16 protein-coding genes are annotated in these 21,783 nt (G+C 53.0%); 15 read left to right on the top strand and 1 reads right to left on the bottom strand.

The window, feature by feature from the left end:
- Positions 1-169 precede the first annotated feature (169 nt).
- The 6 genes from FKP33_RS27010 to FKP33_RS06545 all read left to right on the top strand — a co-directional run bounded on the left by FKP33_RS27010 (position 170) and on the right by FKP33_RS06545 (position 7,297).
- Entirely contained in the window at positions 170-343 is a 174-nt protein-coding gene (locus FKP33_RS27010) for a hypothetical protein (protein ID WP_164751784.1), read from the top strand.
- Positions 344-485: 142 nt separating this feature from the next.
- Positions 486-2,684: a RelA/SpoT family protein gene (locus FKP33_RS06565; RefSeq protein WP_127607076.1), complete on the top strand. Its 2,199-nt coding sequence runs from the start codon at positions 486-488 to the stop codon at positions 2,682-2,684.
- A 27-nt stretch (positions 2,685-2,711) separates the two neighbouring features.
- A complete protein-coding gene (dtd, locus tag FKP33_RS06560; protein ID WP_054797607.1) occupies positions 2,712-3,161 on the top strand; it encodes a D-aminoacyl-tRNA deacylase in 450 nt (149 codons plus the stop codon).
- A gap of 84 nt (positions 3,162-3,245) precedes the next feature.
- On the top strand, positions 3,246-3,422 hold the full coding sequence (locus tag FKP33_RS06555; RefSeq protein WP_155613771.1) for a hypothetical protein: 177 nt from the start codon (positions 3,246-3,248) through the stop codon (positions 3,420-3,422).
- 104 nt (positions 3,423-3,526) lie between these two features.
- A complete protein-coding gene (locus FKP33_RS06550) occupies positions 3,527-5,071 on the top strand; it encodes a coproporphyrinogen III oxidase (RefSeq protein ID WP_127607078.1) in 1,545 nt (514 codons plus the stop codon).
- A 270-nt stretch (positions 5,072-5,341) separates the two neighbouring features.
- Positions 5,342-7,297, top strand: coding sequence for an FAD-dependent oxidoreductase (locus FKP33_RS06545; RefSeq protein ID WP_054797608.1), 1,956 nt, complete (start codon positions 5,342-5,344; stop codon positions 7,295-7,297).
- 86 nt (positions 7,298-7,383) lie between these two features.
- On the opposite strand, the gene isdG is transcribed toward FKP33_RS06545, so the two are convergent.
- The gene (gene isdG, locus FKP33_RS06540) at positions 7,384-7,722 is read right to left on the bottom strand and encodes a heme oxygenase (protein WP_127607080.1); all 339 of its coding nucleotides are present in this window, start codon (positions 7,720-7,722) and stop codon (positions 7,384-7,386) included.
- Between the two features lie 518 nt (positions 7,723-8,240).
- On the opposite strand from isdG, the gene isdC reads away from it, so the two are divergent.
- The 9 genes from isdC (at position 8,241) to hisS (ending at position 21,694) form a co-directional block, all read left to right on the top strand.
- Complete coding sequence (gene isdC, locus FKP33_RS06535) at positions 8,241-9,023, top strand: heme uptake protein IsdC (RefSeq protein WP_127607082.1); 783 nt, start codon at positions 8,241-8,243, stop codon at positions 9,021-9,023.
- A 39-nt stretch (positions 9,024-9,062) separates the two neighbouring features.
- Complete coding sequence (locus tag FKP33_RS06530; protein WP_141334273.1) at positions 9,063-10,598, top strand: NEAT domain-containing protein; 1,536 nt, start codon at positions 9,063-9,065, stop codon at positions 10,596-10,598.
- Between the two features lie 118 nt (positions 10,599-10,716).
- Positions 10,717-11,619: a heme ABC transporter substrate-binding protein IsdE gene (gene isdE / locus FKP33_RS06525; RefSeq protein WP_373423835.1), complete on the top strand. Its 903-nt coding sequence runs from the start codon at positions 10,717-10,719 to the stop codon at positions 11,617-11,619.
- A gap of 85 nt (positions 11,620-11,704) precedes the next feature.
- A complete protein-coding gene (locus FKP33_RS06520; RefSeq protein ID WP_127607086.1) occupies positions 11,705-12,688 on the top strand; it encodes a FecCD family ABC transporter permease in 984 nt (327 codons plus the stop codon).
- On the top strand, positions 12,678-13,448 hold the full coding sequence (locus FKP33_RS06515; protein WP_141334269.1) for an ABC transporter ATP-binding protein: 771 nt from the start codon (positions 12,678-12,680) through the stop codon (positions 13,446-13,448). The genes FKP33_RS06520 and FKP33_RS06515 overlap by 11 nt, the downstream gene beginning before the upstream one ends.
- Positions 13,449-14,013: 565 nt before the next feature.
- Positions 14,014-14,406 (top strand): hypothetical protein, encoded by a 393-nt coding sequence (locus tag FKP33_RS06510; RefSeq protein ID WP_054799933.1) that lies wholly within the window; start codon positions 14,014-14,016, stop codon positions 14,404-14,406.
- Between the two features lie 137 nt (positions 14,407-14,543).
- Positions 14,544-18,791, top strand: coding sequence for an NEAT domain-containing protein (locus FKP33_RS06505; protein WP_141334267.1), 4,248 nt, complete (start codon positions 14,544-14,546; stop codon positions 18,789-18,791).
- Between the two features lie 157 nt (positions 18,792-18,948).
- Positions 18,949-19,779: a class B sortase gene (srtB, locus tag FKP33_RS06500; protein WP_127607092.1), complete on the top strand. Its 831-nt coding sequence runs from the start codon at positions 18,949-18,951 to the stop codon at positions 19,777-19,779.
- Between the two features lie 655 nt (positions 19,780-20,434).
- The gene (gene hisS, locus FKP33_RS06495; RefSeq protein ID WP_127607093.1) at positions 20,435-21,694 is read left to right on the top strand and encodes a histidine--tRNA ligase; all 1,260 of its coding nucleotides are present in this window, start codon (positions 20,435-20,437) and stop codon (positions 21,692-21,694) included.
- Positions 21,695-21,783: the final 89 nt, after the last annotated feature.

Here is a 21,783-nt window from a genome sequence, read left to right as displayed (position 1 = left end):
GGCCGGCCCCTCGCACCCGTCCTGCTCTGCACACCCATGCAGGGGTTCAGCGCAAGTGACAGGCAGCTTGCTGCGTCAGTTTCCATAGGTATGGGGTAAGAAAGTACAAGCGCCCTGGAGCGTCAGCCAGACAAAAAACTTACCCCAGTCCGCCAAAGGAGTCATGACGATGATGAATACCATGAGCCGCCATGTAAACGCTCCATCGATACAGTTAAATGACGCCCTCCTGAAGGAAAGAAGAAAGCTGGAAGCGCTTTTTGCCGTTCAGACGGGAGCAGGCGGCGGGGATGCGGCCGAACGCGCGTTGGACGAACGGCTGCTGCAGATCGACGAAGGCTGAGCCGAGTGAGCGGACTGTGACCGCTTACGGCAAGGCTGAGCGGAATCCGCGCAAAATGTCGGTTTGTCCCGTAAATTCTTGACGCAGGGCCCGGTTCAAGGGCATAATGGATTAAAATCGAATTAAGGGAATGGATAGACCGATGGGGATAGAGCAGCTTCTTGAGAAGGCATCCAGTTATATCAAAGAACAGGATCTCACTCGAATCCGGGAAGCCTACGAATTTGCCGACCAAGCCCATTACGGTCAAGTGCGCAAGTCGGGCGAACCGTATATTTTGCATCCGCTCGCGGTAGCGGAAATTTTGGTCAACATGCAAATGGATACGATCTCCATTATTGCCGCGCTGCTTCATGACGTGGTGGAGGATACGACCGTCTCGCTCGAAACCGTACGTGAGAAATTCGGGGCAACCTGTGCGATGATCGTCGACGGCTTAACGAAGCTGGAGAAGATCAAATTCAAGAGTAAAGAAGAACACCAGAACGAGAACTATCGTAAAATGTTCGTCGCGATGGCTCAGGATATACGCGTCATTTTGATCAAACTCGCCGACCGTCTGCACAATATGCGCACCTTGAAGCATCAGTCGGAAGAAGCGCAGCGGCGGATCGCGGACGAGACGCTGGAAATTTTTTGCCCGATCGCGCATCGTCTCGGGATTTCTGCGATCAAGTGGGAGATGGAGGATATCGCCCTCCGTTATTTGAATCCGCAGCAGTACTACCGGATCGTCAACCTGATGCAGAAAAAACGCACCGAGCGCGAGCAATACATCAATGATGTCATTCAGAACGTAAGCGAAAAGCTGAACGAAATGGGTATCGACGGCGATATTTCCGGTCGTCCCAAGCATATTTACAGCATCTATAAGAAAATGACCGCGCGCAACAAGCAGTTCAATGAAATTTACGACCTGCTTGCTTTGCGCATCATTGTCGACAATATCAAGGATTGCTACGCCACGCTCGGAATTATTCATACGTTGTGGAAACCGATGCCGGGCCGCTTCAAGGATTACATCGCGATGCCGAAACCGAATATGTACCAGTCTCTCCATACGACCGTCATTGGGCCGAAGGGGGAGCCGCTGGAGGTGCAGATCCGCACGTTCGAGATGCATCGCACGTCCGAGTACGGGGTAGCGGCGCATTGGGCCTATAAGGAGGGCACCAACGTCCCTTCCGGGGGCTATGAAGACAAGATGCAGTTCATCCGCGAAATTATTGAGCTGCAAAATGAAGCGCAGGACGCCTCCGAGTTCGTCGAGTCGTTGAAGATGGACTTTTTCTCGGATCTCGTGTTCGTCTTCACGCCTAAGGGTGAAGTCATCGAGCTGCCGGCCGGGTCTGTGCCGCTCGATTTTGCATACCGGATTCATACGGAGGTCGGCAACCGGACGATCGGCGCGAAAGTGAACGGACGCATCGTGCCGCTCGACTATAAAATTAAGACCGGCGACATCGTGGAGATTCTCACCTCGAAGCATTCGTACGGTCCGAGCCAGGATTGGGTGAAAATTGCGCAGTCGTCGCACGCCCGGACGAAAATCCGGCAATGGTTCAAGAAGGAACGCCGCGAAGAAAACGTAATCAAGGGCCACGAAATGATCGAGCGCGAAGTGAAGCGACTCGGCTTCGAGCCGTCTGTGGTTATGAAAGACGACGAGATGCTCGAGGTGGCGAAGAAGTTCAACTTCCACGAGGTCGAAGATATGTTGTCCGCGGTCGGCTTCGGCGGCATTACGGCGGCGCAGATTGTGACCCGCTTGACGGAGAAAGTGCGCAGGGAAGCGGAAGAAGCCCAGCAGCAGGCGCTTCAGCTCACGTCTGAAGTGAAAGAGATGAGGGCGCCGGGCATGGACAAGGAGCGCAAAGGGCGCCCGACCAACGGCGTTAGAGTCAAGGGCGTGGACAACGTGCTTGTCCGTTTTGCGCGGTGCTGCAACCCGGTGCCGGGGGACTATATCATCGGCTACATTACACGCGGACGGGGCGTCTCGGTGCACCGGTCCGACTGTACGAACATTCCTTCGGCGGAATGCAGCGACGAAGGCAACCGTGTTATCGACGTGGAGTGGGCGGACGATGTCGAGGCGAACTACAACGTCGAGATCGAAATTACGGGTCACGACCGCCGGGGATTGTTGAACGAAGTGCTGCAGGCGGTGTCTGAAAGCAAGACGGTGCTTTCCGCCGTGTCGGGCCGTTCGGATAAGAATAAGATGGCGATGATTCATATGACGATTCTCATTCGCAATATCGATCACCTGCATGCGGTTGTCGAGAAAATCAAACGCGTCAAGGACGTGTATTCGGTGCAGCGGATTATGCAGGCTTAACTTGGACAGGAAACGGGGCAGACCATAGTGAAAGTCGTATTGCAGCGCAGCAAAGCGGCGCAGGTAACGGTAGACGGTGTTACGGTCGGACGGATCGACGCCGGGCTCGTGCTGCTCGTCGGCATCGCAGAAGGCGACACGGAGCAGGATGCCCGGTATGTCGCCGAGAAGGTGGCGGGGCTGCGCATCTTTGAAGACGAGTCCGGAAAAATGAACTTGTCGGTGCTGGACACCGGAGGTCAAATCTTATCGGTATCGCAATTTACGCTGTATGGCGATGTCCGTAAAGGAAAACGTCCGAATTTCATGGCGGCGGCCCGGCCGGAGACGGCGGAACCGCTGTACGAACGATTTAACGAGCTGCTGCGGGATCAAGGGCTGAAGGTGGAAACCGGCAAGTTCGGCGCCATGATGGACGTATCGCTCGTCAACGACGGGCCGGTTACGCTCATTGTGGAGAGCAAGCCCGGGGCATAAAGGGATAAGGCAGTCGCTTTTGGGGAACCCTGACAGGTGTGGACGCAATCTCACATCCAGACGGACCCGAAGGAGACACACGGTATGTACCGATCGCCGAAAGAACAAATCGCGACAATGCCGGAGCTGTTCACGGCTCTCGGTCATATGGGAGAGGCAGTGGCGCTTCTATCGTCAGAGGGGACGGCGGGCGAAATGAGCTCCACATTCTCTTCCGCGCACGAGCAATTGAAACGAACGCCGCGCAAGACGTTTCGTTAACGACGAATAGGCCGTTCTCGCAGGCAGGCTGCGAAAACGGCCTATTTCTTTTCCAGTCCGGGGCAAATGTGCTACACTATGGCTAGTTTTAAATGAAGGGCGAGATGAAGTTGAAAATAGAGCTGGAACGCGTCGGATTCGGCGAGCAGGCGAGCGAGCCGTTTCATATAGGCAAGTTGTTTTTTGAAGAGGTGGAGACGGTGTACGAACCGTCGGAAGACGCCGATCTGCATCTGCGTATCGAAGTGCGGGTGGACGAAGCCGGGGGGCATGTGACGGCGCAGGCGAAGCTGACCGATCGGGCTGACGGCACTGTCTGCGAATGGACGCACACGCGCGCCGCAGCGCATCGGGATGAAGGGTACAAACGAACCGCGAAGCGGGCGGCCAACTACGCTTTGCTGCAGGTGCTTGGCGAGTACACCGGCATGGAGCAGCCTTGGGGCACGCTGACCGGCGTCCGTCCCACGAAGCTGATGCACAACCTGATGATGAAGAACAACAGTATCGAGGCGTGCAAGCAGGTGCTGCGCGACGAATACCTCGTGACGGAACCGAAGGTCGAGCTGCTGGCCGAAATTGCGCAGCGGCAATTGAACGTCATCCCGGATTTGTTCCGGCTCGATCGCGAGGTGAGCGTGTACATCGGAATTCCGTTCTGTCCGACCAAGTGCGCGTACTGCACGTTTCCCGCCTACGATATCCGGGGGAACACAGGGTCGGTGGATGCTTTCCTGGAAGGGCTCCACGTCGAAATCCGCGAGATGGGCCGCTGGATGCGCGCGGCGGGCGTGAGCATCACGACGATTTATTGGGGCGGCGGCACGCCGACGAGCATTACGGCGGAGCAGATGGAATCGTTATTCGTGACGATGCGCGAAGCGTTCCCGGGTATGGATCGCGTGCGGGAGCTGACGGTGGAAGCCGGACGGCCGGATACGATCACCGAGGATAAGATCGAAGTGATGAAACGGTTTGGCGTCGACCGGATCAGCATCAACCCGCAAAGCTTCACGCAGGCGACGCTCGATACGATCGGTCGCCACCATACGGTGACGGAGACGATCGAGAAGTTCAATCTGGCCCGCCGGCTTGGCATGAACAACATCAACATGGACCTGATCATCGGATTGCCGAACGAAGGGATGGCGGAGCTTGAACGGACGCTTGAACAAACCGGGAAGCTGATGCCGGAATCGTTGACCGTCCATACGCTGTCGTTCAAACGGGCGTCCCGCATGACGAAGAACAAAGACGCGTATGAGGTGGCGGAGCGCGACGAAATCACCGAGATGATCAAGCTCACATCGGATTGGACGGAACGCCGCGGTTATGTGCCTTACTACATGTACAGGCAGAAAAACATTCTCGGCAATCAGGAGAACGTCGGCTACGCGCTGAAAGGGTACGAGAGCTTGTACAACATCCTCATGATGGAAGAACGCCAGACGATTATCGGCCTCGGCTGCGGCGCTGTCAGCAAGGTGCTGTTTCCGAAGGTGGAGCATGAGGACGGGTACGAACAGCGGATCGAGCGCTTCCCGAATCCCAAGGAGCCGGCGGCGTACAACCAGGCATACCGCGAGTATATCGAGAAAAAAATTCGCCTGCTTGACGAAGCCTACGGGCTCGGCGTCGCACCATCGTAACAGTTGCGGCAGGGAAGGCGAAACTGGGAAGGCGAAGCCTGGGGGATTCGAAAGCGCATGAGCAAGTGCGCGCAACAGCAGTTGACGGCTTGAAGGCGTGAAGGCAAGTTGCGCTTAAAGGGAGGGGAGCTGAGGGATGCCCTATCCCTTTGCGGCCGCGCGTTGTCGCTTTTGCGCGAATGTTGAAACCTTTTGCGGTGGCCTTACGTATGTAAAAGGGGCGGAAGCCGGGCTGAAACGGACTTTTTATTCTAGTACGAGAGGTGTATTATGGCGGGCAATTCCAATTATGCTTCGGGCGGAAGTCTGAAGGGCTACATAGGCGTACTCGTGGCGCTCGTATTGATCGCGGCGGCAGCAAGCGGACTTTACGTATGGCAGAAGAAAGCGGCGGTCCAGAACGTTAAAGCCGGTCAAGTACAAAAGCTTCAGGAAGTTCAAACTGTGAAAACGCCGAAGGAGCAGTACGACGTCATCGTAGCCGGCACCGATCCGGAGGGCGTCGCAGCCGCTGTCTCGGCTTCGCGCAACGGATTGAAGACGCTGCTAGTGGACGGGCGCGATCGCGGCGTGCTGGGCGGCTTAATGACGCTGGGCTGGCTCAACAGTCTGGACATGAACTATGAACCGGAGAAAAGCATTCTGCACAAGCGCGAGGTGCTGAACCAAGGTATTTTCAGCGCTTGGTACAGTAAAATCGAAGGCGATTCGTTCGACGTCGTGACGGCGGCGAATGCGTTCAACGAGCTGGTGGCGGCGGAGAAAAATATCGACGTGCTGCTCAAGGTACAGGCGATGGAGCCGGTCGTGCAAGCGGGAGGCGCAGCTCAGACGGTGACGGGCTTGAAGCTGACGCTGGCGGACGGCACGACGCAAACCGTTAAGGCGGGCGCGGTGATCGATGCCACGCAGGATGCCGACATCGCCGCGCAGGCTGGCGTTCCGTATACGACGGGCCGCGAGGACCTTGGCGACAAGAAGGCGCGCATGGCGGTAACCCTCGTGTTCCGGCTGAAGAACATTACGCCGGATGTGTGGAAGAAAGTGCAGGAGCGTCTGGAGAATGACGGTGATGCGGGAACAGGCGCCAATGCGATGAGCGCATGGGGCTACAAGGAGATGAAGGATTATCCGCCGCTTAATAAAGAGCGGGTCGCGATGCGGGGGCTGAACATCGGTCGTCAGAACGACAATACGATGCTGATCAATGCGCTGCAAGTTTTCGGCATCGACGGCACGGACGCCAAGTCCAGAGCGGAAGCGTTCGAGCTTGCGAAGAACGAGCTGCCGAACATCGTCGCTTACATGAAAGAGAAGTATCCGGAATTCGCCGGCATCGAGCTCGATGCCACGGCACCGGAGCTGTATGTTCGCGAAACGCGGCACATTCAAGGGGAATACCGGTTGAGCATTCTGGACGTGCTGGAAAATCGCGACCAGTGGGATCGCATCGCTTTTGGCGAGTACCCGGTCGACATTCAGCGTATGTCTCCTGCGGATACCGGTGCGGTCGTTACCGATCCGAAGCAGTACGCGGTGCCGTTCCGCAGCATCGTGCCGCTGAAGGTCGACGGGCTGCTCGTGGTCGGCCGCGCTGCCAGCTATGACTCGCTGCCGCACGGTACGGCGCGCGTCATTCCGGTCGGCATGGCCGCCGGCGAAGCCGCCGGAGCGGCCGTAAAGATCGCTGCCGAACAGAAGCTTTCGTTCCGGCAGATGGCCGCCTCTAAGGAAGCCATCGCCGTGCTGCACCAAACGTTGAGCGCGCAGGGCATGGTACTGAATCCGTACGAGCTCAAGCCGGAGCCGTTCATGCAGCATAAAGCGTATGAGGGCTTGAAGGCGGCCGTCACGCTTGGCTTGGCGACGGGCGGCTACGATAACAACTTTGCGCTCGATGCGAAGAGCAACCAGCAGCGCATGGTCAATATGCTCGAGGGCATGCGCAAATTCAAGCCTTCGGTAATGACGGGCAATCCGGCGGCCGCGCTCGCCAAGGGCTCCGATCCGAAGAAGCTGCCGGTGACGATGGATCAAGCCGCTTATATGCTGGCGCTGCTGTTGAAAGTTGAAGCCGCGGAGAACAATGCAGTCAGCGCGCTGCAGAGCAAAGGCTACTTGACTCCGGCTACCGTGGAAGCGATCGCGGACAAGCAGGAGCTGACGAACGGCGACACGTATATGATGATTAAGGATGTCTACCAGGTATTAAGGAATGACAAATAAATAACGACAATCAACCGCGATACAACAAGGTCGAATCGAGAGATTCGGCCTTTTTGCAGTACACCCGGTTACGGGTGCATTATGCATTAACCAACGGATAAAGAAGCGTCTCCTGCAACGATGGGATGGCGGACAATTTTCACCTCGTAGAACGTAATTTTGTTGGAGATGATGTAATCGGGCTTCTCACGATGAGAATGGGATTCCCGGAAAGCATCGCTGCGCGTCCACGCATTGAAGTCTTCCTTCGAGTTCCAGCGCGTAACGACGGTTACTTCATCGTATTCCTTCGTGTTTTCAGTCAAAAGAACTTCCAGACCGAGAAATCCTTGCATATACTCGACTTTGCCTACTTTGTCAAAGCGCTCAATCAGCTTGTGAGCTTCTCCCTTCGTAATGTGAGAGGTGTTTGTAACAATGATCATGGTTAACTCCTCCTTGTGGTTTATACAGGTTTAAGCGGGATCATGACAGGATAATCGTCTTCGAACTTCACTTTAGCGGTATAACTCGCATTGGTGACCAAATTGTGACAATCCTTGATAAAAAAATAATAGATGAGAATGAATATCATTGTCAACATATTTTATGGTATGATTATCCAAAAACATGCAAGAAAACAGTTTCTTATTGAGCGGTTAATAAAGATTAGATCAAGAAAACATCTGATTTTGAGGATTTATACGGCGTTAAGCCATGCTGAAAAGTGTTGACATTTTCTAGCAGCTTAAGCTATCATCAAGCCGTTGGGAAAATTTTGGACTCGTGTGGACACATTTTTTTAGGTTCGAGGTGTTGTGATGCTGAAGCAGCGGTCTCGGTAGGGGAGATGTAGAAATGATTCGAATCATGTTGAGTCGTCATTTTTTTTGAGCTATCATTGAGAATGATAATCATTATCTTGTCATTAATTAATCCAAGGAAAATGGAGGAAGAACGATAAATGAAAAGAAGGTTAGCTTTGCCGTCCTTTGTCATCGCGCTGCTATGGGCACTGCAATTGGTTATCTCGCCGGCTGCGCAAGCCGCTTCAGATTTGGCAGATGGTGCATACAGAATCGACTACGTGATCACGAAGGCGGAGAATGATTCTGTATCCATGGCCAACGACTATTTCGAAAAGCCGGCTTTGTTGAATGTTAAAAGCGGAGAAATCACGGCACAGATTCAATTGAACCACAGTAAATGGATCACGGTATTTAAAACGCCGGCTGGCAGCGATTTCGCTGATGCGAAGGTGATCAGAAGCGATAAGGAAGAAGATACCCGGGTGGTTCAGTTCAAGATCGATGATCTGAGCAAGCCTTTGATTTCGAAAATTCACGTGACGGTACCGGATATTGATTATGATCACGATTATACGATCAGGTTCATCTTTGACCCAAAAACGATCAAGAGCACGGGAGCCGCACCGGCCAAGAGCGAACCGCCTGCAGCAGCCAAACCTTCCGAGGCCACGAAGAACAGCGCACCGGCTTCTAATTCACCGGGAAGCAAAACTGCCGAGAACAGCAAGTCTGGCGCGGACAAGGCCGCAGCGGGCCAATCGGCTCCGGTGTCTGCCGCCAAATCTTCAGGATCTGCAAATGCGGGTCAAGGATCGGCCGTTGTGAATCCTCAAACCGGGGACGAGGCCCCGATCGGTATGCTGGCAGGTATGCTGGTTGTATCCGGCTTGTTTGTGGCGTATCAGATTCATGGAAGAAAGCGTCGTCAACAGCCCTGATCAAACAAAAATAGGGCAGCCGGAGGGAGAGAGCCTATTTTGAGCAATCGTATACAAAAAGCAGTTTTCGTATGGACGATGTTGTTTGCACTGCTGGCAGCCGTTCAGACACCTGCGGTCTATGCGGATGGAAACTTAACGGGCCGGGAGAGTCCCGGTGGAGGCGTTCCTGTCGTTAACTCGAATCCACACGGAATTGCAGACGGTACGTACAGCATGGCTTACAAATTTCTTAAGTTTAACACGACCGATACTTCGGTGATGCAGGATTATGTCATTACACCGGGAAGGCTGACGGTCCAGAATGGAACGATGTTCGTCGAGATCACGTTAAAGCAAAGCAAGGAAACCACCGATTTTAAAATTGACACCGGCGAAGGCTTGTACTCTCCGGAAGTGACCCAAACGGATGAGCAGAAGAATACGCGAACCGTGAAGTTCGAGGTCAAAGACCTGACCGAGAAATTAAAAGGGTGGGTCAAGGTTTACTGGCAGGTAAGTCCAACTTTCCTGTACGATCACGAATATGATATCCACCTGACGTTCGACAAATCTACGATCAAGGCGATCGCGAGCGGGGCAAATCCGGCACAAGATCATGCGGAAAAGCCGTTGTCGGAACAATACACGGCAGGGGAATATGCCATCGAGTATGCGCTGAATCTGCGGGGTTCGAAGGAAGCATCGGTAACGAACGACGTTGTGAAGCACCCGGCCAAGTTGGTGGTGAAGGAAGGAAAGAGCTATCTGGCGGTCACGGTGTCCAACAAGGAAGTGACGGGACTAAAGATCGAGAAGGACGGCGTCTTGACCGATGCGGAAGTCGTCTCGACGAACGGGCAGCGGAATGAAAGAACGCTGCGGTTCGAAGTGAAGGACACCAAGACGAAAATATTCGCCCAATTCATTCTTGCGGTGCCAGGCCAAGACAAGGAAGAGAGCAACGTAGAATTTGTACTGGATGGAAGCAGCGTGAAGCCGTATGTAGAGCAGCCGGCCGACGATGGGTTAACCGAGACGGGTAAACAACCGGACACAGGCAGCATTGCCGATCTTGAAGATCACTGGGCCAAGGCATCCATCGAACGAGCCGCAGGTTTAGACATTGTGAACGGCTATGAAGACGGGACATTCCGTCCGAATGCTGACATTAACCGTGCAGAGTTTACGACGCTGCTGAGCAGGACGTTGAAGCTGGGGCCAAGCACGAAGGCGTTGAGCTTCACCGATCTGGCGGACATTCCGGAGTGGGTGAAACCGCATCTGGCCCCTGTGGTGGAAAACGGAATTATCGGAGGATATGAGGACGGTTCGTTCCGTGCCGAGCGCAAGATCAGCCGTGCGGAATTGGCGGTCATCATCGTACGCGCGTTGAAGCTGGACGTAGAGGCGAACGCGCAGGCAACCTTCGCGGATGCGGACCGCATACCGCAGTGGGCGCAAGCGGAAGTGGCGGCAGCGCACAAGCTGGGTATCATAAGCGGGCGAGATAACAACCTGTTTGCCCCTGATGAAAGCGCGACGCGTGCTGAAGCGGTCACCCTGATCCTCGCATTGAACCATGATGTAAAATAATAAGCTTGGACTAACATGGCTGCAGACCTTGGAGGATACCGGCACCCGGTGTCTTCGGGTATTTCTAAGCCGTTATGTGTAGAGGGCAAATTGGATTGAAAGGAGCGATAAGCATAAAATGCGCATGAAATCATGGATGGGCGCTTCACTCGTATCATTGGCCGTCCTCGTAACCGGCTGCTCCGGCAACGTGGCAACAGGCGCATTGTCAACTGGGGAAACACCGGCAGCGGAGCCCGCGCCAGCGGAGAACTACAGAGTCGTATCGACGACAGTAGCAGCGACTCAATTCACAGATGCCCTGGAACTCGATCTGGTGGGCATTCCGACCAGCTCCAAGGTGTTGCCTAAACGCTATGATGGGGTAACGAAGGTTGGTAATCCGATGACACCGAATATGGAAATTGTCAAGTCGCTTGATCCGACTGAAGTGCTGTCCGTTACGACCTTGGAATACGATTTGGCCCCGGTATTTAAGAATGCGGGCATCACGGCAAAATTTCTCGATTTCACCAGTCTGGACACGATGAGCCAAGCCATTCTTGATATGGGAACCAGATATGGTCGGGAAAATCAGGCAAAGGCTATTGTGGATGGATATAAGGCCAAGGTGGAGCAGATCAAGAAGCAGGTCGAGGGCAAGCCTCAGCCAACGGTGCTGATCCTGCTCGGCGTGCCCGGAAGCTATTTGGTCGCTACCGAAAATTCCTATATCGGAGATTTGGTAAGGCTTGCGGGGGGCAAGAACATCGTGCAGGGGGAAAGCGTTGAATATCTGGCTTCCAATACGGAATATTTACAGAAGTCCAATCCCGACGTCATTTTGCGCGCAGCCCACGGCATGCCTGAGGAAGTCGTAAAGATGTTTGAGAAGGAATTCAAGAAGAATGACATATGGAAGCATTTCTCCGCTGTGCAAAATAATCGGGTGTATGACCTGCCGGAGGAGCTTTTTCCGACCACGGGCAATTTTGCTGTGAGCGAAGCGCTGGAAGCGACGGTGAAAATGCTGTATCCCTAAAAGCCGTAAAAACCCGCATGAACGCACATGAATTCATGTGCAGAACCGTATGACGATAACCTACACCTAACAAAGGATGCTTGGGATGAACAAAAAGGTATGGAGCATATGGGGGGTCATTGTCCTCCTGATCGCGGTCACTGTCTACTCCGCCAGCACGGGCAGTATTAAAGTCGGGGGACTTGAGCTGATCCAAGGATTATTTACAGGAACGAACAAACAGGTAGAGGTCATCCGGGATTTGAGACTTCCACGTATTATCGTTGCGCTGTTCGTAGGGGCGGCTCTTGCCGTTTCCGGGGTGCTGCTGCAAGCTGTGATGCGCAGCTCGCTGGCGGACGCAGGGGTCATCGGGATCTCGTCAGGAGCCGGCTTTGTCTCGGTTCTGACCGTGTCGATCTTCCCGAACCTGTTTTTCTGGATGCCTTTGTTCGCGTGCCTGGGGGGAGCTTTGGCTTGTTTCTTGGTCTATTCGTTTTCATGGAAATCGGGTCTGATTCCGATCCGGATTATTCTGGTCGGGATTGCCATTAATGCAACCTTCAGCGGATTGGGACAATCCTTTAATTATCGTGGCAGCTACGCGGTCACGAGCATCAATCAGGCGGTGACTTCCATCCTCACGATGAAGAACTGGGGTGATGTGCATATTATGCTGGTTTATGGAACCATCGGGCTTCTGCTCGCCTGGCTGGTCAGTCCGTGGTGCAATTTGCTTGCCCTGCAGGACAAATCGGCTAAGAATGTCGGGCTTCACGTATCCCGGGCACGGCTGTGGATTTCGGCGATTGCCGTGCTGCTGGCAGCAGTGGCCACAGCCATTGGCGGGCTTATTGCCTTCGTCGGACTGCTTGTCCCTCATATTGCACGTCTGCTGGTCGGATCGGATCATAAGGTGTTGATTCCGTTCTCCGCCCTGGCGGGGGCTTTATTGATTCTGACTGCGGACACGCTGGGCAGAACCGTGCTCGCTCCGGCGGAAATTCCGGCCTCCATCATTATGACCGTTATCGGGGGGCCCTTCTTAATATTTTTGCTCAGGAAGAGTGATCGCGTCTATGGACATTAAGCAGCTGAGCTTCTCGTACGATAAAAAGAAAGACCAGCTCATGGGGATCAACTGTCAGTTTCAGCATGGCAAAATTACAACGATCATCGGTCCGAACGGCTGCGGGAAATCGACCTTGCTCGGGGTCATGTCACAGAATTACATACCGCACAGCGGAGAGGTTATTCTGGACGGCAAGGCTATCGCCAGCTACAAGCCCCGGGAGCTCGCTCAGAGGCTTGCTGTCGTTCACCAACAGAATGAGGCTCCGCTGGATTTAACGGTTGAGAAGCTGACGAGCTTCGGAAGAATGGCATACAAAGGGCTGTTCTCCGGACATGGGGAAGAGGATGAGAAGGCCGTCGACTGGGCCTTAAGCTGCACCAATTTGCTGGAGAAGCGGGGAGTGACGCTGGACCAGCTTTCCGGCGGGGAGAAGCAGCGGGTGTGGATTGCGATGGCGCTCGCCCAGCAGACGCAAATTTTGTTTCTGGACGAACCGACTACATTTCTGGACATCTACTATCAGATTGAGGTGCTGGAGCTTGTCAAGAGCTTGAACGTGTCCCATGGATTGACCATTATTATGGTGCTGCATGATATCAATCAGGCGATTCGTTACAGTGACGAAATTGTCGTGATGAAGCATGGTCGCGTGGAGCTTCAGGGAGCGCCTCAGGAGATCATTACGGCGCAGACGATTCAATCTGTCTATGGGGTGCAGTCTATCATCCGGCAGGATGAGGAGGCCGGGATGATTGTTTTGCCTGTGGGGATCTGATTGTAATGTTCGTGTATAACAAACGATGAATAGTTCCATTAGGCATAAAGACATGTCTCTATGTCTAGTTCATCTATGCCCTCAAAGAACGGCCCCCTGTTCATCCATTTGAGCGTTCAGGGGGAGAGAGTCTGCATCTGCTAAGGCTTGCATTCTGTTTTTGCGTCCCTCGGAAGCAAAATAAATTAGGGGTTTTTCATGTAAATTTAAAGAAAAAATAGCAGGAAAAATAGATATTGACAAAATTTAGAACGCAAATATAAGATAGGGGTGTCGAAAGATGGTGCACACGTCATCGATGTTCTGAAGAGAAGGGGTACTTGTTTATAGGCCTAATCATGTACCTCAGCCGCAGAAGTTTTTTTTTACATCCAGACTGATAATGATTATCATTATCTACAAAATCTGCTTTTTCTGTGGCATTCAAACACGCAGGAAAGGAGGGCGGGAAGTCCGGTTCATTGTTTTGCAGCTTCGAGGGTCGCCCGTGTTTAATTAGTTTCTGCTTGTTCAACGCGTTCATGTCCTAAGCACAAAACCAAAAAAACCAAGGAGTGTGTTAATAATGAGAATGTCCATGAAAAAGACTTTTTCGATGATGCTGATGCTTTTCGTATTCGCGCTTGCTCTGGCCGTACCGGCTTTCGCGGCCGCTTCTAACTATGAATTTTTGGATGCTGCCGGCAATCCTTCTCCACATGCAAGCTCCTTCACTAATGATGCGGTTGTTTCGGGAAGCACAGTTACGGTGCATTATGACACGGATTATATTTACGGGTTGAAAGTCTATAATTCTGCAACAGATGCATACGACACCATTACAGGCACAGTGTCGGGCGACTTCATTTATTTTACGTTTGACGTTGCTGACTTTGAAGAAAATCTGCCGGTTCAGCTTGGAGTGAATGCGGGTCCTCATAGCGGATATATGAATTTGCAAATTAAATGGAATCTTTAATTTACAGATAAGTAGTGAAGAATGGCTCAGCACCAGGGGCCATTCTTCACTTGCAATAAAGACATTTACTGTTTTTACAAGGTTGAATAACCATTTTTGTATCGATAAATGGAATCTGTTTGAGGAGAGACGATCAATTGACTAAGCAAATTCAGAAAACAATGGCAATTTGGCTTGCCTTCGTATTATTGCTGTCTGCCCTGCAAATCGGGTCGGTATCGGCGGCGGAAACATCCTCTATCGTGCCTGATGGGGAATATGCGATCGGATACCGGTATGTTAAGGATACAAACCATTCGGAAGTATCGGCTGCCAACGCCTATATGCTGCCGAATACAGGAAAGCTGATTATACAGAATGGTCATGCGAAATTCGAGAATCAGATTACGAAGGAAAACTACGCTACATTCGCCTATTTCGGCTCGCGTATGGCAGGCAGAGACAAGGCGGTCATTCATGAAGAGGTAGGAAAAGCACCGGTCGTTACTGGAATTGAAGGCTATAAGCCGGTTGTGACCCGATTGACGGAAGACGGCAGGAATGTCATCGTGCAAATGGAAATCGAGGATATCAGTAAGATCCAGGATCTTTTACTTCATGTTGACGATAAAGATAATATTTTCAAATTACCTGTACCTTATAACTATTGGTATCATGTCGGATTGGAACTGGATATAAGCCAAATCGTCATTCCCGATCCCGGTAATGGCGATGGCGGGAGCGGGGGCCCTGGTAATGGCGGAGATAACGGTAATGAACCGGTTACGCTGGCCATGTTTAACGAACTGGCTACAGTGGCGCGTTCTGTTTATGCCAGTACCTATGAAGGAACCGGGGACGGATACTACCCGGTCGGCTCGAAAGCGGAGTTCTATCTCAGCATCACCCAATCGGAAACCATTGCAGCTAATGCGGGCGGAGAACCGACGATCATCAAGGCGGCCTATAATAAACTTAAGGCGGCTCTAGACAAATACAATGCCCTGAAGATTGTTGTGGACAAGGCGCCTTTAATCCAGTTAATTGAAGAAATAAGAGCTTTTACGCAAACGGCCAAGGATGGCGGGGCAGCTGAGGGAGGGCCGGGCAATCAGGTTGTCTATGCCTTCTCGGAGAACGAGTATCCCTACCCCACGGTTCAAGGTTTTGTTAATAGGACCCAAGCTGCATCGAATGTTGTAGCTGATGTCTACGCTTCTCCCGAAGACGTATCCAAACAATATAATAATTTGTATAATGGCGATTCCCTCACACCTGGATTTAAAGATATACAAAAGCGGAAGTTTGTGGCGTCTGCCGTTAACATCCTGATTCTGGATTCGGATACGGATACTGCTACGGAATCGGTTTATGCGAATGAATTCAAGCATACAGCCACTATCCTGCAGCAAGCGGAAGATCCGTATTATCAGGCATATGCGAATATTACTTTTGTAAATCCTGCCGGTGAGCTTGATGTGAAAAGACTTTCTCCTAATGCCGCAGGCTCCTATGGAACGTCGTATTCGCTCGCCGCGTCTGCCGTGAAGAATCAGTCGGATGCGCAGAACAAGGTTTATCAACCCGCTATTCGGTATGCTTCTGCAGATGACTCCAAGTGGCGGGGGTTAACAGGTTTGAGGTACACGGTGAACGGTGTGACCAAAACCGTTTACATCAGCTTCAATGCGGATCAGCTTGCAGCCTTAAACAATTCCGTTGCCTACGCCAGACAGCTTCATGAAGGTGCGGTGGAAGGCACGGAGCCGGGACAATATCAAGCCGGAGCCAAAGCGACGCTGTTAGAGGCTATTGAGCTTGCGGCGGTTACCGGAAGCAAGCTTGCCGCTTCAAGGCCGCAAATCGCCGACGCTTCTGCGAAATTGCAGGCGGCAGTCGATGCGTTCCAAGCATCGGTGATCCCTGCCAACCCAGATCCTGGAACAGGAAATCCGAACGAGTATCCGATCGGCTTTACGATTTATAAAAAGGGCACCGATCAAAACTCCGTGATGTATGATTATGTGGACCGGAACAGCGGCAAGCTAGTGTTGGAGAACGACAAGTACTATGTGTCCTTCACGTTGAAGCAAAGCAAGGAAGTCGTATCGTTCAAAACGAAGCAAAACGGCGTACTACAGGAAACAGAGACTGTAAGCACCGATGAGGCAGCCAATACACGTACAGTCCGCTTTGAAGTTGAAGACTTAACGGCTCGCAAGGATGGATGGGTCAAAATTTATTGGCAGATCACCGACTCCTACCTGTATGACCATGAATATGACGTAGAACTGGGCTTCAGCAACTTGCCTGTGCTTCCTGTGAGCAAGACGACGCTGAACAGCAAAATCACAGAAGCTGAAGCTAAGTATCAAGCAGCCGCAGAGGGCAGCTCGCCCGGCCAATATGCGGCAGGGGCCAAGGCTGCCCTGCAAAAGGCAATTGATACGGCTAAAGACGTTTCCTCTAGTACGACAGCGACACAACAAGCTGTGAATGAAGCTGTGAATGCTCTGAAAAAAGCTTTGGTCATCTTTAACGCTTCCGAGATTCTGGCGGATGCAAGCTACACCTTCAGCTTGCCTGCCATGATTACCGATGCAACGGGAGCGCCAATCAGCAATTATGTTTCCAGCGGTGCGAAGTTTGAGGTGAGCAGCGGCAAGCAGGTAGCCACTTTCGAATTGAAAGTCGGTGTGAAGCTTAAAAAGATTCAAATGAAAAAAGCAGACGGCAGTCTGGAAGACGTGGAAAAGGTTGCAGCTGCTGCCAAGCAAGCGGGAGTTGTGACCGTGTTAAGCGCGGACGGCGCTGCATCGGCAATCAGCTTTGAAGTGAAGGATCGTACGGCTGTGTACGTGCTAAGCCTCGTGGATGCCGATCAGACGGAGCGTGCCTTTGAAATTGCGTTCGCTGAAGTAGCGCTTGTTCCACCTCCGACAACCAATCCGGAGGGGCCTGGTGGAGGCGGACCTGGCAGTGGAGGACCCGGCGGTGGAGGCACGACACCTAATATTCATGGAATTCCGGATGGCACGTACAGCATCGCTTACAGGTTCCTGAAGTATAACACGAACGAAACTTCGGTGATGCAGGACTATGTCATTACACCGGGAAGGCTGACGGTCCAGAATGGAACGATGTTCGTCGAGATTACGTTACAGCAAAGCAAGGAAGTCACGGATTTTAAAATTGACAATGGCGGAGGTATGTCCACTCCGGAAGTGAGCCAAACGGACGAAGAGAAAAATACGCGGACCGTAAAGTTCCAGGTCAATGACCTGACGGAAAAATTAAAAGGCTGGGTCAAGATTTACTGGCAGGTGAGCCCGGACTTCTTGTACGATCATGAGTATGATGTTCACCTGACCTTCGACAAATCTACGATCAAGGCGATCGCGAGCGGGGCAAATCCAGCGCAAGATGATGCGAATAAGCCGTTCTTGGAAAAATACACAGAGGGAGAATATGCCATCGAGTATGCGCTGAATCTACGGGGCTCCAAGCAAACATCGGTAACGAATGACTATGTGAAGCACCCGGCCAAGCTGGTGCTGAAGGAAGGGAAGAGCTATCTGGTCGTCACGGTGTCAAACAAGGAAGTTACGGGATTGAAGATCGAGAAGGACGGCGTCTTGACCGATGCGGAAGTCGTCTCGACGAACGAGCAGCGGAATGAAAGAACGCTGCAGTTCGAAGTGAAGGACACCAAGACGAAAATATTCGCCCAATTCATTCTTGCGGTGCCAGGCAAATACAATGGAGAGTACAACGTAGAATTTGTACTGGACGGAAACAGCGTGAAGCCGTATAAGGAGCAGCCTTCGGATAACGGACAAATCAAGCCGGGCAAACAGCAGGGCGTAAGCGGCAGCTTCGCAGATCTTGAAGACCATTGGGCGAAGGCGGCCATTGAACGAGCCGTAGGGCTCGGCATCGTGAACGGCTACGAAGACGGTACGTTCCGTCCGGATGCCGAAATTAACCGTGCGGAATTTACGACGCTGCTGAGCAGGACGTTAAAGCTGGTCCCAAGCACGGAAGAACTGAGCTTCACCGATCTGGAGAACATTCCGGAGTGGGTGAAACCGCATCTGGCTCCTGTGGTGCAAGCCGGAATTATCGGGGGGTATGAAGACGGTTCGTTCCGTGCCGAGCGCAAGATCAGCCGTGCGGAGCTGGCGGTCATCATCGTACGTGCGTTGAAGCTGGACGTAGAGGCGAACGCGCAGTCGACTTTCGAGGACGCAGGCAGCATTCCGCAGTGGGCGCAAGCCGAAGTGGCGGCAGCGAATGAGCTGGGTATAATTAGCGGACGGGACAACAACCTGTTTGCTCCTAATGAAAGCGCGACGCGCGCAGAAGCGGTCACCCTAATCCTGGCTCTGAACAATTATGTAAAGTAATAAGCTGGTACTAGCATAGCTGCAAAAACCTGAGGATGCCGGAACCCCGGCGTCCTCAGGTATTTTTAATCCGATTTGAACAAGGCCGGCAGAGGATACTTACGGAGAAACCGAAGAATAGAGACGTTTAACTTTGGAGCGGGGGAGGCGTCGGCACATGCATCGGGTCTGGACCCTACTGGCGGTTGCTGTGTTTATGTATGCCTCGATTCGATTGACGGCCGTTGGTTGGGGATACTACGAGAACCGTAAGGTGCTCGCTGAGGCGAGCCGAATGTTCGCAGCAGAGCAAGTTAAGGAATCGTTCTCTTCTGCGGGAGCCAGTGCCGTAGCGGAGAGCGTCTACGGTGGGGGGAGCGAGCGTCCGATTCGCAGCTCGTTCAAGCCGCTGCTGGAGCTGAATCCAGACGTAGTGGGGTGGATCAGGCTGGAGGGCAGCCGGATCGATTATCCCGTGGTTCAAGGTTCTGATAACGAGCATTACTTATATCGCAACTATAAAGGAGAGGCATCCAAGGCGGGCAGCATTTTCCTCGATTTTCGCAATAACATTGGAGCGGACGACCGCAATACGATTATTTACGGCCACCGGATGAAGGATGGTACCATGTTTGGCGAATTGAAGCAGTATGTGAATCGGGACTACTATGATACGCATCGGAAAATCCGTTTCGACACCTTGTATGAATCTTATACGGCTGAGGTTTTTGCGGCTTATTATACGACAACGGATTTTAATTATATAGAAACGGAATTTAACGATGAGGGGGCTTATGCGGCCTTTCTGGAGAATATTCAGAAAAAATCACTGTATCCGAGGGATGTGGAGCCTGGCACCGAGGACCGGATTATAACTTTGTCCACCTGTGATTATTTGCTGGACCCGGTGGCAGGCAGATTTGTCGTACATGCCCGGTTGGTGAAGGATGAAGCGGGCAAAGCCCTTCATGCTGATCATGAAACAGCCGAAATTTCGCAGACTCGATAAAGTAATATACGTGTCAGGTTTATGGAATGTATATGTTATGTTTTCCCGGTAATCGTTAAACGTCTTCATCAGCATGCTTCATCCCGGCCGGGTCTGATCACGGGCAGAACGCAATCAGAGCGGAGTGTCGCCCCAGGACGCCTGGGCGGGCGGTGGACACGGTTTTCGCCACCCGCCTTCAATTTCGGGCTTGCCGTTTATGCGCAGCAGTGTATGCTTGACTTTGCCAAAATTCGCAGTTAAAATGTGAACATTGAAAGTCATTGATGCGATCCATGGATGGGAACAAGTAATTCGAACCTTGCATAGGACAGAGAGGGAAGCCCAGGCTGCAAGCTTCCTTATGCGAATCGGATGAACAGACCTCCCGGAGGACAGTCGGGGAACCCCGGCGCTACCCGCGCTTTTCGTGCTGACAGCCGAAAGACAAGGGAAGCCGGACAGTAGCCGTGCTGCGTGTAGCGGGCGTTATCCGCCTCAAGTGTGAATGTCCTTCTTCCGTCCGGCTTGCCGCGGCGGCCGATGCATTCAAATCGCGGGTGGTACCGCGGGAGAACCGGAACCGATTCTCTCGTCCCTGTTTTATCGACAGGGGCGGGAGATTTTTTATTTTTCACACCTGTGTTCGTGTCAAGGAGAAAGGAGCCAGACCCAGATGAGTATACAGAAACCTAAGGGCACGCAAGATCTGCTGCCCGGCGAGATCGAGAAGTGGCAGTATCTCGAGAATAAAGCCCGCGAGCTGTGCCGCCGGTTCAATTACCGCGAAATTCGCACGCCTGTTTTCGAGCACACCGAGCTGTTCCAACGCGGCGTCGGCGAAACGACGGACATCGTGGAGAAAGAGATGTATACGTTTCAGGACAAGGGCGACCGCAGTATCTCGCTTCGTCCGGAAGGGACTGCCGGCGTCGTTCGCGCATACGTAGAGAACAAGCTGTACGGCGAACCGGACGTCAGCAAGCTGTACTACATCGGGCCGATGTTCCGCTATGAGCAGCCGCAGGCCGGACGCTACCGTCAATTCCACCAGTTCGGCATCGAGGCGTTCGGTTCCGTCGATCCCGGCATTGATGCGGAAGTCATCGCGCTTGGGTATTCGTTCTACCGGGAGATCGGCTTGAAGGACGTCACCGTGGAGATCAATTCGGTCGGCAATCCGGCCGTGCGCGCCGCTTATCGCGAGCACATTCAACGCTTTTTTGCGCCGGTGAAAGACCAGCTCTGCAAAGACTGCCAATCGCGGTATGACCGCAATCCGATGCGGATTCTCGATTGCAAGATCGACCAGAAGTTCTGCGAGGGCGCGCCGACGATCGTCGAGCATCTGGATGAAGAATGCCGGACGCATTTCCAAGCGGTGCAGGATCACCTGGCGGCGATGGATATCCCTTACCGGCTCAATCCTCGCCTTGTGCGCGGATTGGACTATTACACCCACACGGCGTTCGAGTATAAGGCGGCGGGCATCGGGGCCATCGATACGATTGGCGGCGGAGGCCGTTATAACGGCCTTGTCGGCCAAATCGGCGGCAACGACCAGCCGGGCGTAGGCCTTGGCCTCGGCCTCGAGCGCATTCTGCTCGTGCTGCAGGCGCAGGGTGTCGAGATTCCGGCTGCGAAGCCGCTCGACGTGTACTTGATCGGCCTCGGCGAAGCGGCCGAGAAGGAAACTGTGAAGCTGCTCCAGCAGCTTCGGATGCAGGGGCTGTCCGCAGAGCGGGATTATCAATCGCGTAAAATTAAAGCGCAGATGAAGTCGGCTGACCGCCACCGCGCCACTTATGTCGCCATTCTCGGCGAAGATGAGCTCGCGAAAGGCGAGATCACCGTTAAAGCGATGGCGACGGGCGAGCAGGAGACGCTGCCGCTCGCTGGCTTTGCCGCAGCGCTGGCCGCCCGGCTGCGGGCGTAATAAGCTGCCGGCGCGCACCCGGATATTCGCGCACCGCAGTTCCGCAATTTGCGGGCAGTACTAAGTTCAATCCTTGTTGACCACACTTT

The organism is Paenibacillus sp. tmac-D7 (genome assembly GCF_006519665.1).
GTDB lineage: Bacteria > Bacillota > Bacilli > Paenibacillales > NBRC-103111 > Paenibacillus_G > Paenibacillus_G validus.
The sequence above is the reverse complement of the archived record's forward strand: the minus strand, read 5'-3'. Positions and strand labels throughout refer to the sequence as shown.

Excerpts from the sequence above, each read along its gene's own strand:
- FKP33_RS27010 (WP_164751784.1), top strand. The coding sequence starts at position 170 with ATGATGAATACCATGAGCCGCCATGTAAACGCTCCATCGATACAGTTA.
- FKP33_RS06545 (WP_054797608.1), top strand. The coding sequence starts at position 5,342 with ATGGCGGGCAATTCCAATTATGCTTCGGGCGGAAGTCTGAAGGGCTAC.
- srtB (WP_127607092.1), top strand. The coding sequence starts at position 18,949 with ATGCATCGGGTCTGGACCCTACTGGCGGTTGCTGTGTTTATGTATGCC.
- hisS (WP_127607093.1), top strand. The coding sequence starts at position 20,435 with ATGAGTATACAGAAACCTAAGGGCACGCAAGATCTGCTGCCCGGCGAG.
- FKP33_RS06565 (WP_127607076.1), top strand. The coding sequence starts at position 486 with ATGGGGATAGAGCAGCTTCTTGAGAAGGCATCCAGTTATATCAAAGAA.
- FKP33_RS06510 (WP_054799933.1), top strand. The coding sequence starts at position 14,014 with ATGAGAATGTCCATGAAAAAGACTTTTTCGATGATGCTGATGCTTTTC.
- FKP33_RS06550 (WP_127607078.1), top strand. The coding sequence starts at position 3,527 with ATGAAGTTGAAAATAGAGCTGGAACGCGTCGGATTCGGCGAGCAGGCG.
- isdC (WP_127607082.1), top strand. The coding sequence starts at position 8,241 with ATGAAAAGAAGGTTAGCTTTGCCGTCCTTTGTCATCGCGCTGCTATGG.
- FKP33_RS06555 (WP_155613771.1), top strand. The coding sequence starts at position 3,246 with ATGTACCGATCGCCGAAAGAACAAATCGCGACAATGCCGGAGCTGTTC.
- isdG (WP_127607080.1), bottom strand. The coding sequence starts at position 7,722 with ATGATCATTGTTACAAACACCTCTCACATTACGAAGGGAGAAGCTCAC.
- isdE (WP_373423835.1), top strand. The coding sequence starts at position 10,717 with ATGCGCATGAAATCATGGATGGGCGCTTCACTCGTATCATTGGCCGTC.
- FKP33_RS06515 (WP_141334269.1), top strand. The coding sequence starts at position 12,678 with ATGGACATTAAGCAGCTGAGCTTCTCGTACGATAAAAAGAAAGACCAG.
- FKP33_RS06520 (WP_127607086.1), top strand. The coding sequence starts at position 11,705 with ATGAACAAAAAGGTATGGAGCATATGGGGGGTCATTGTCCTCCTGATC.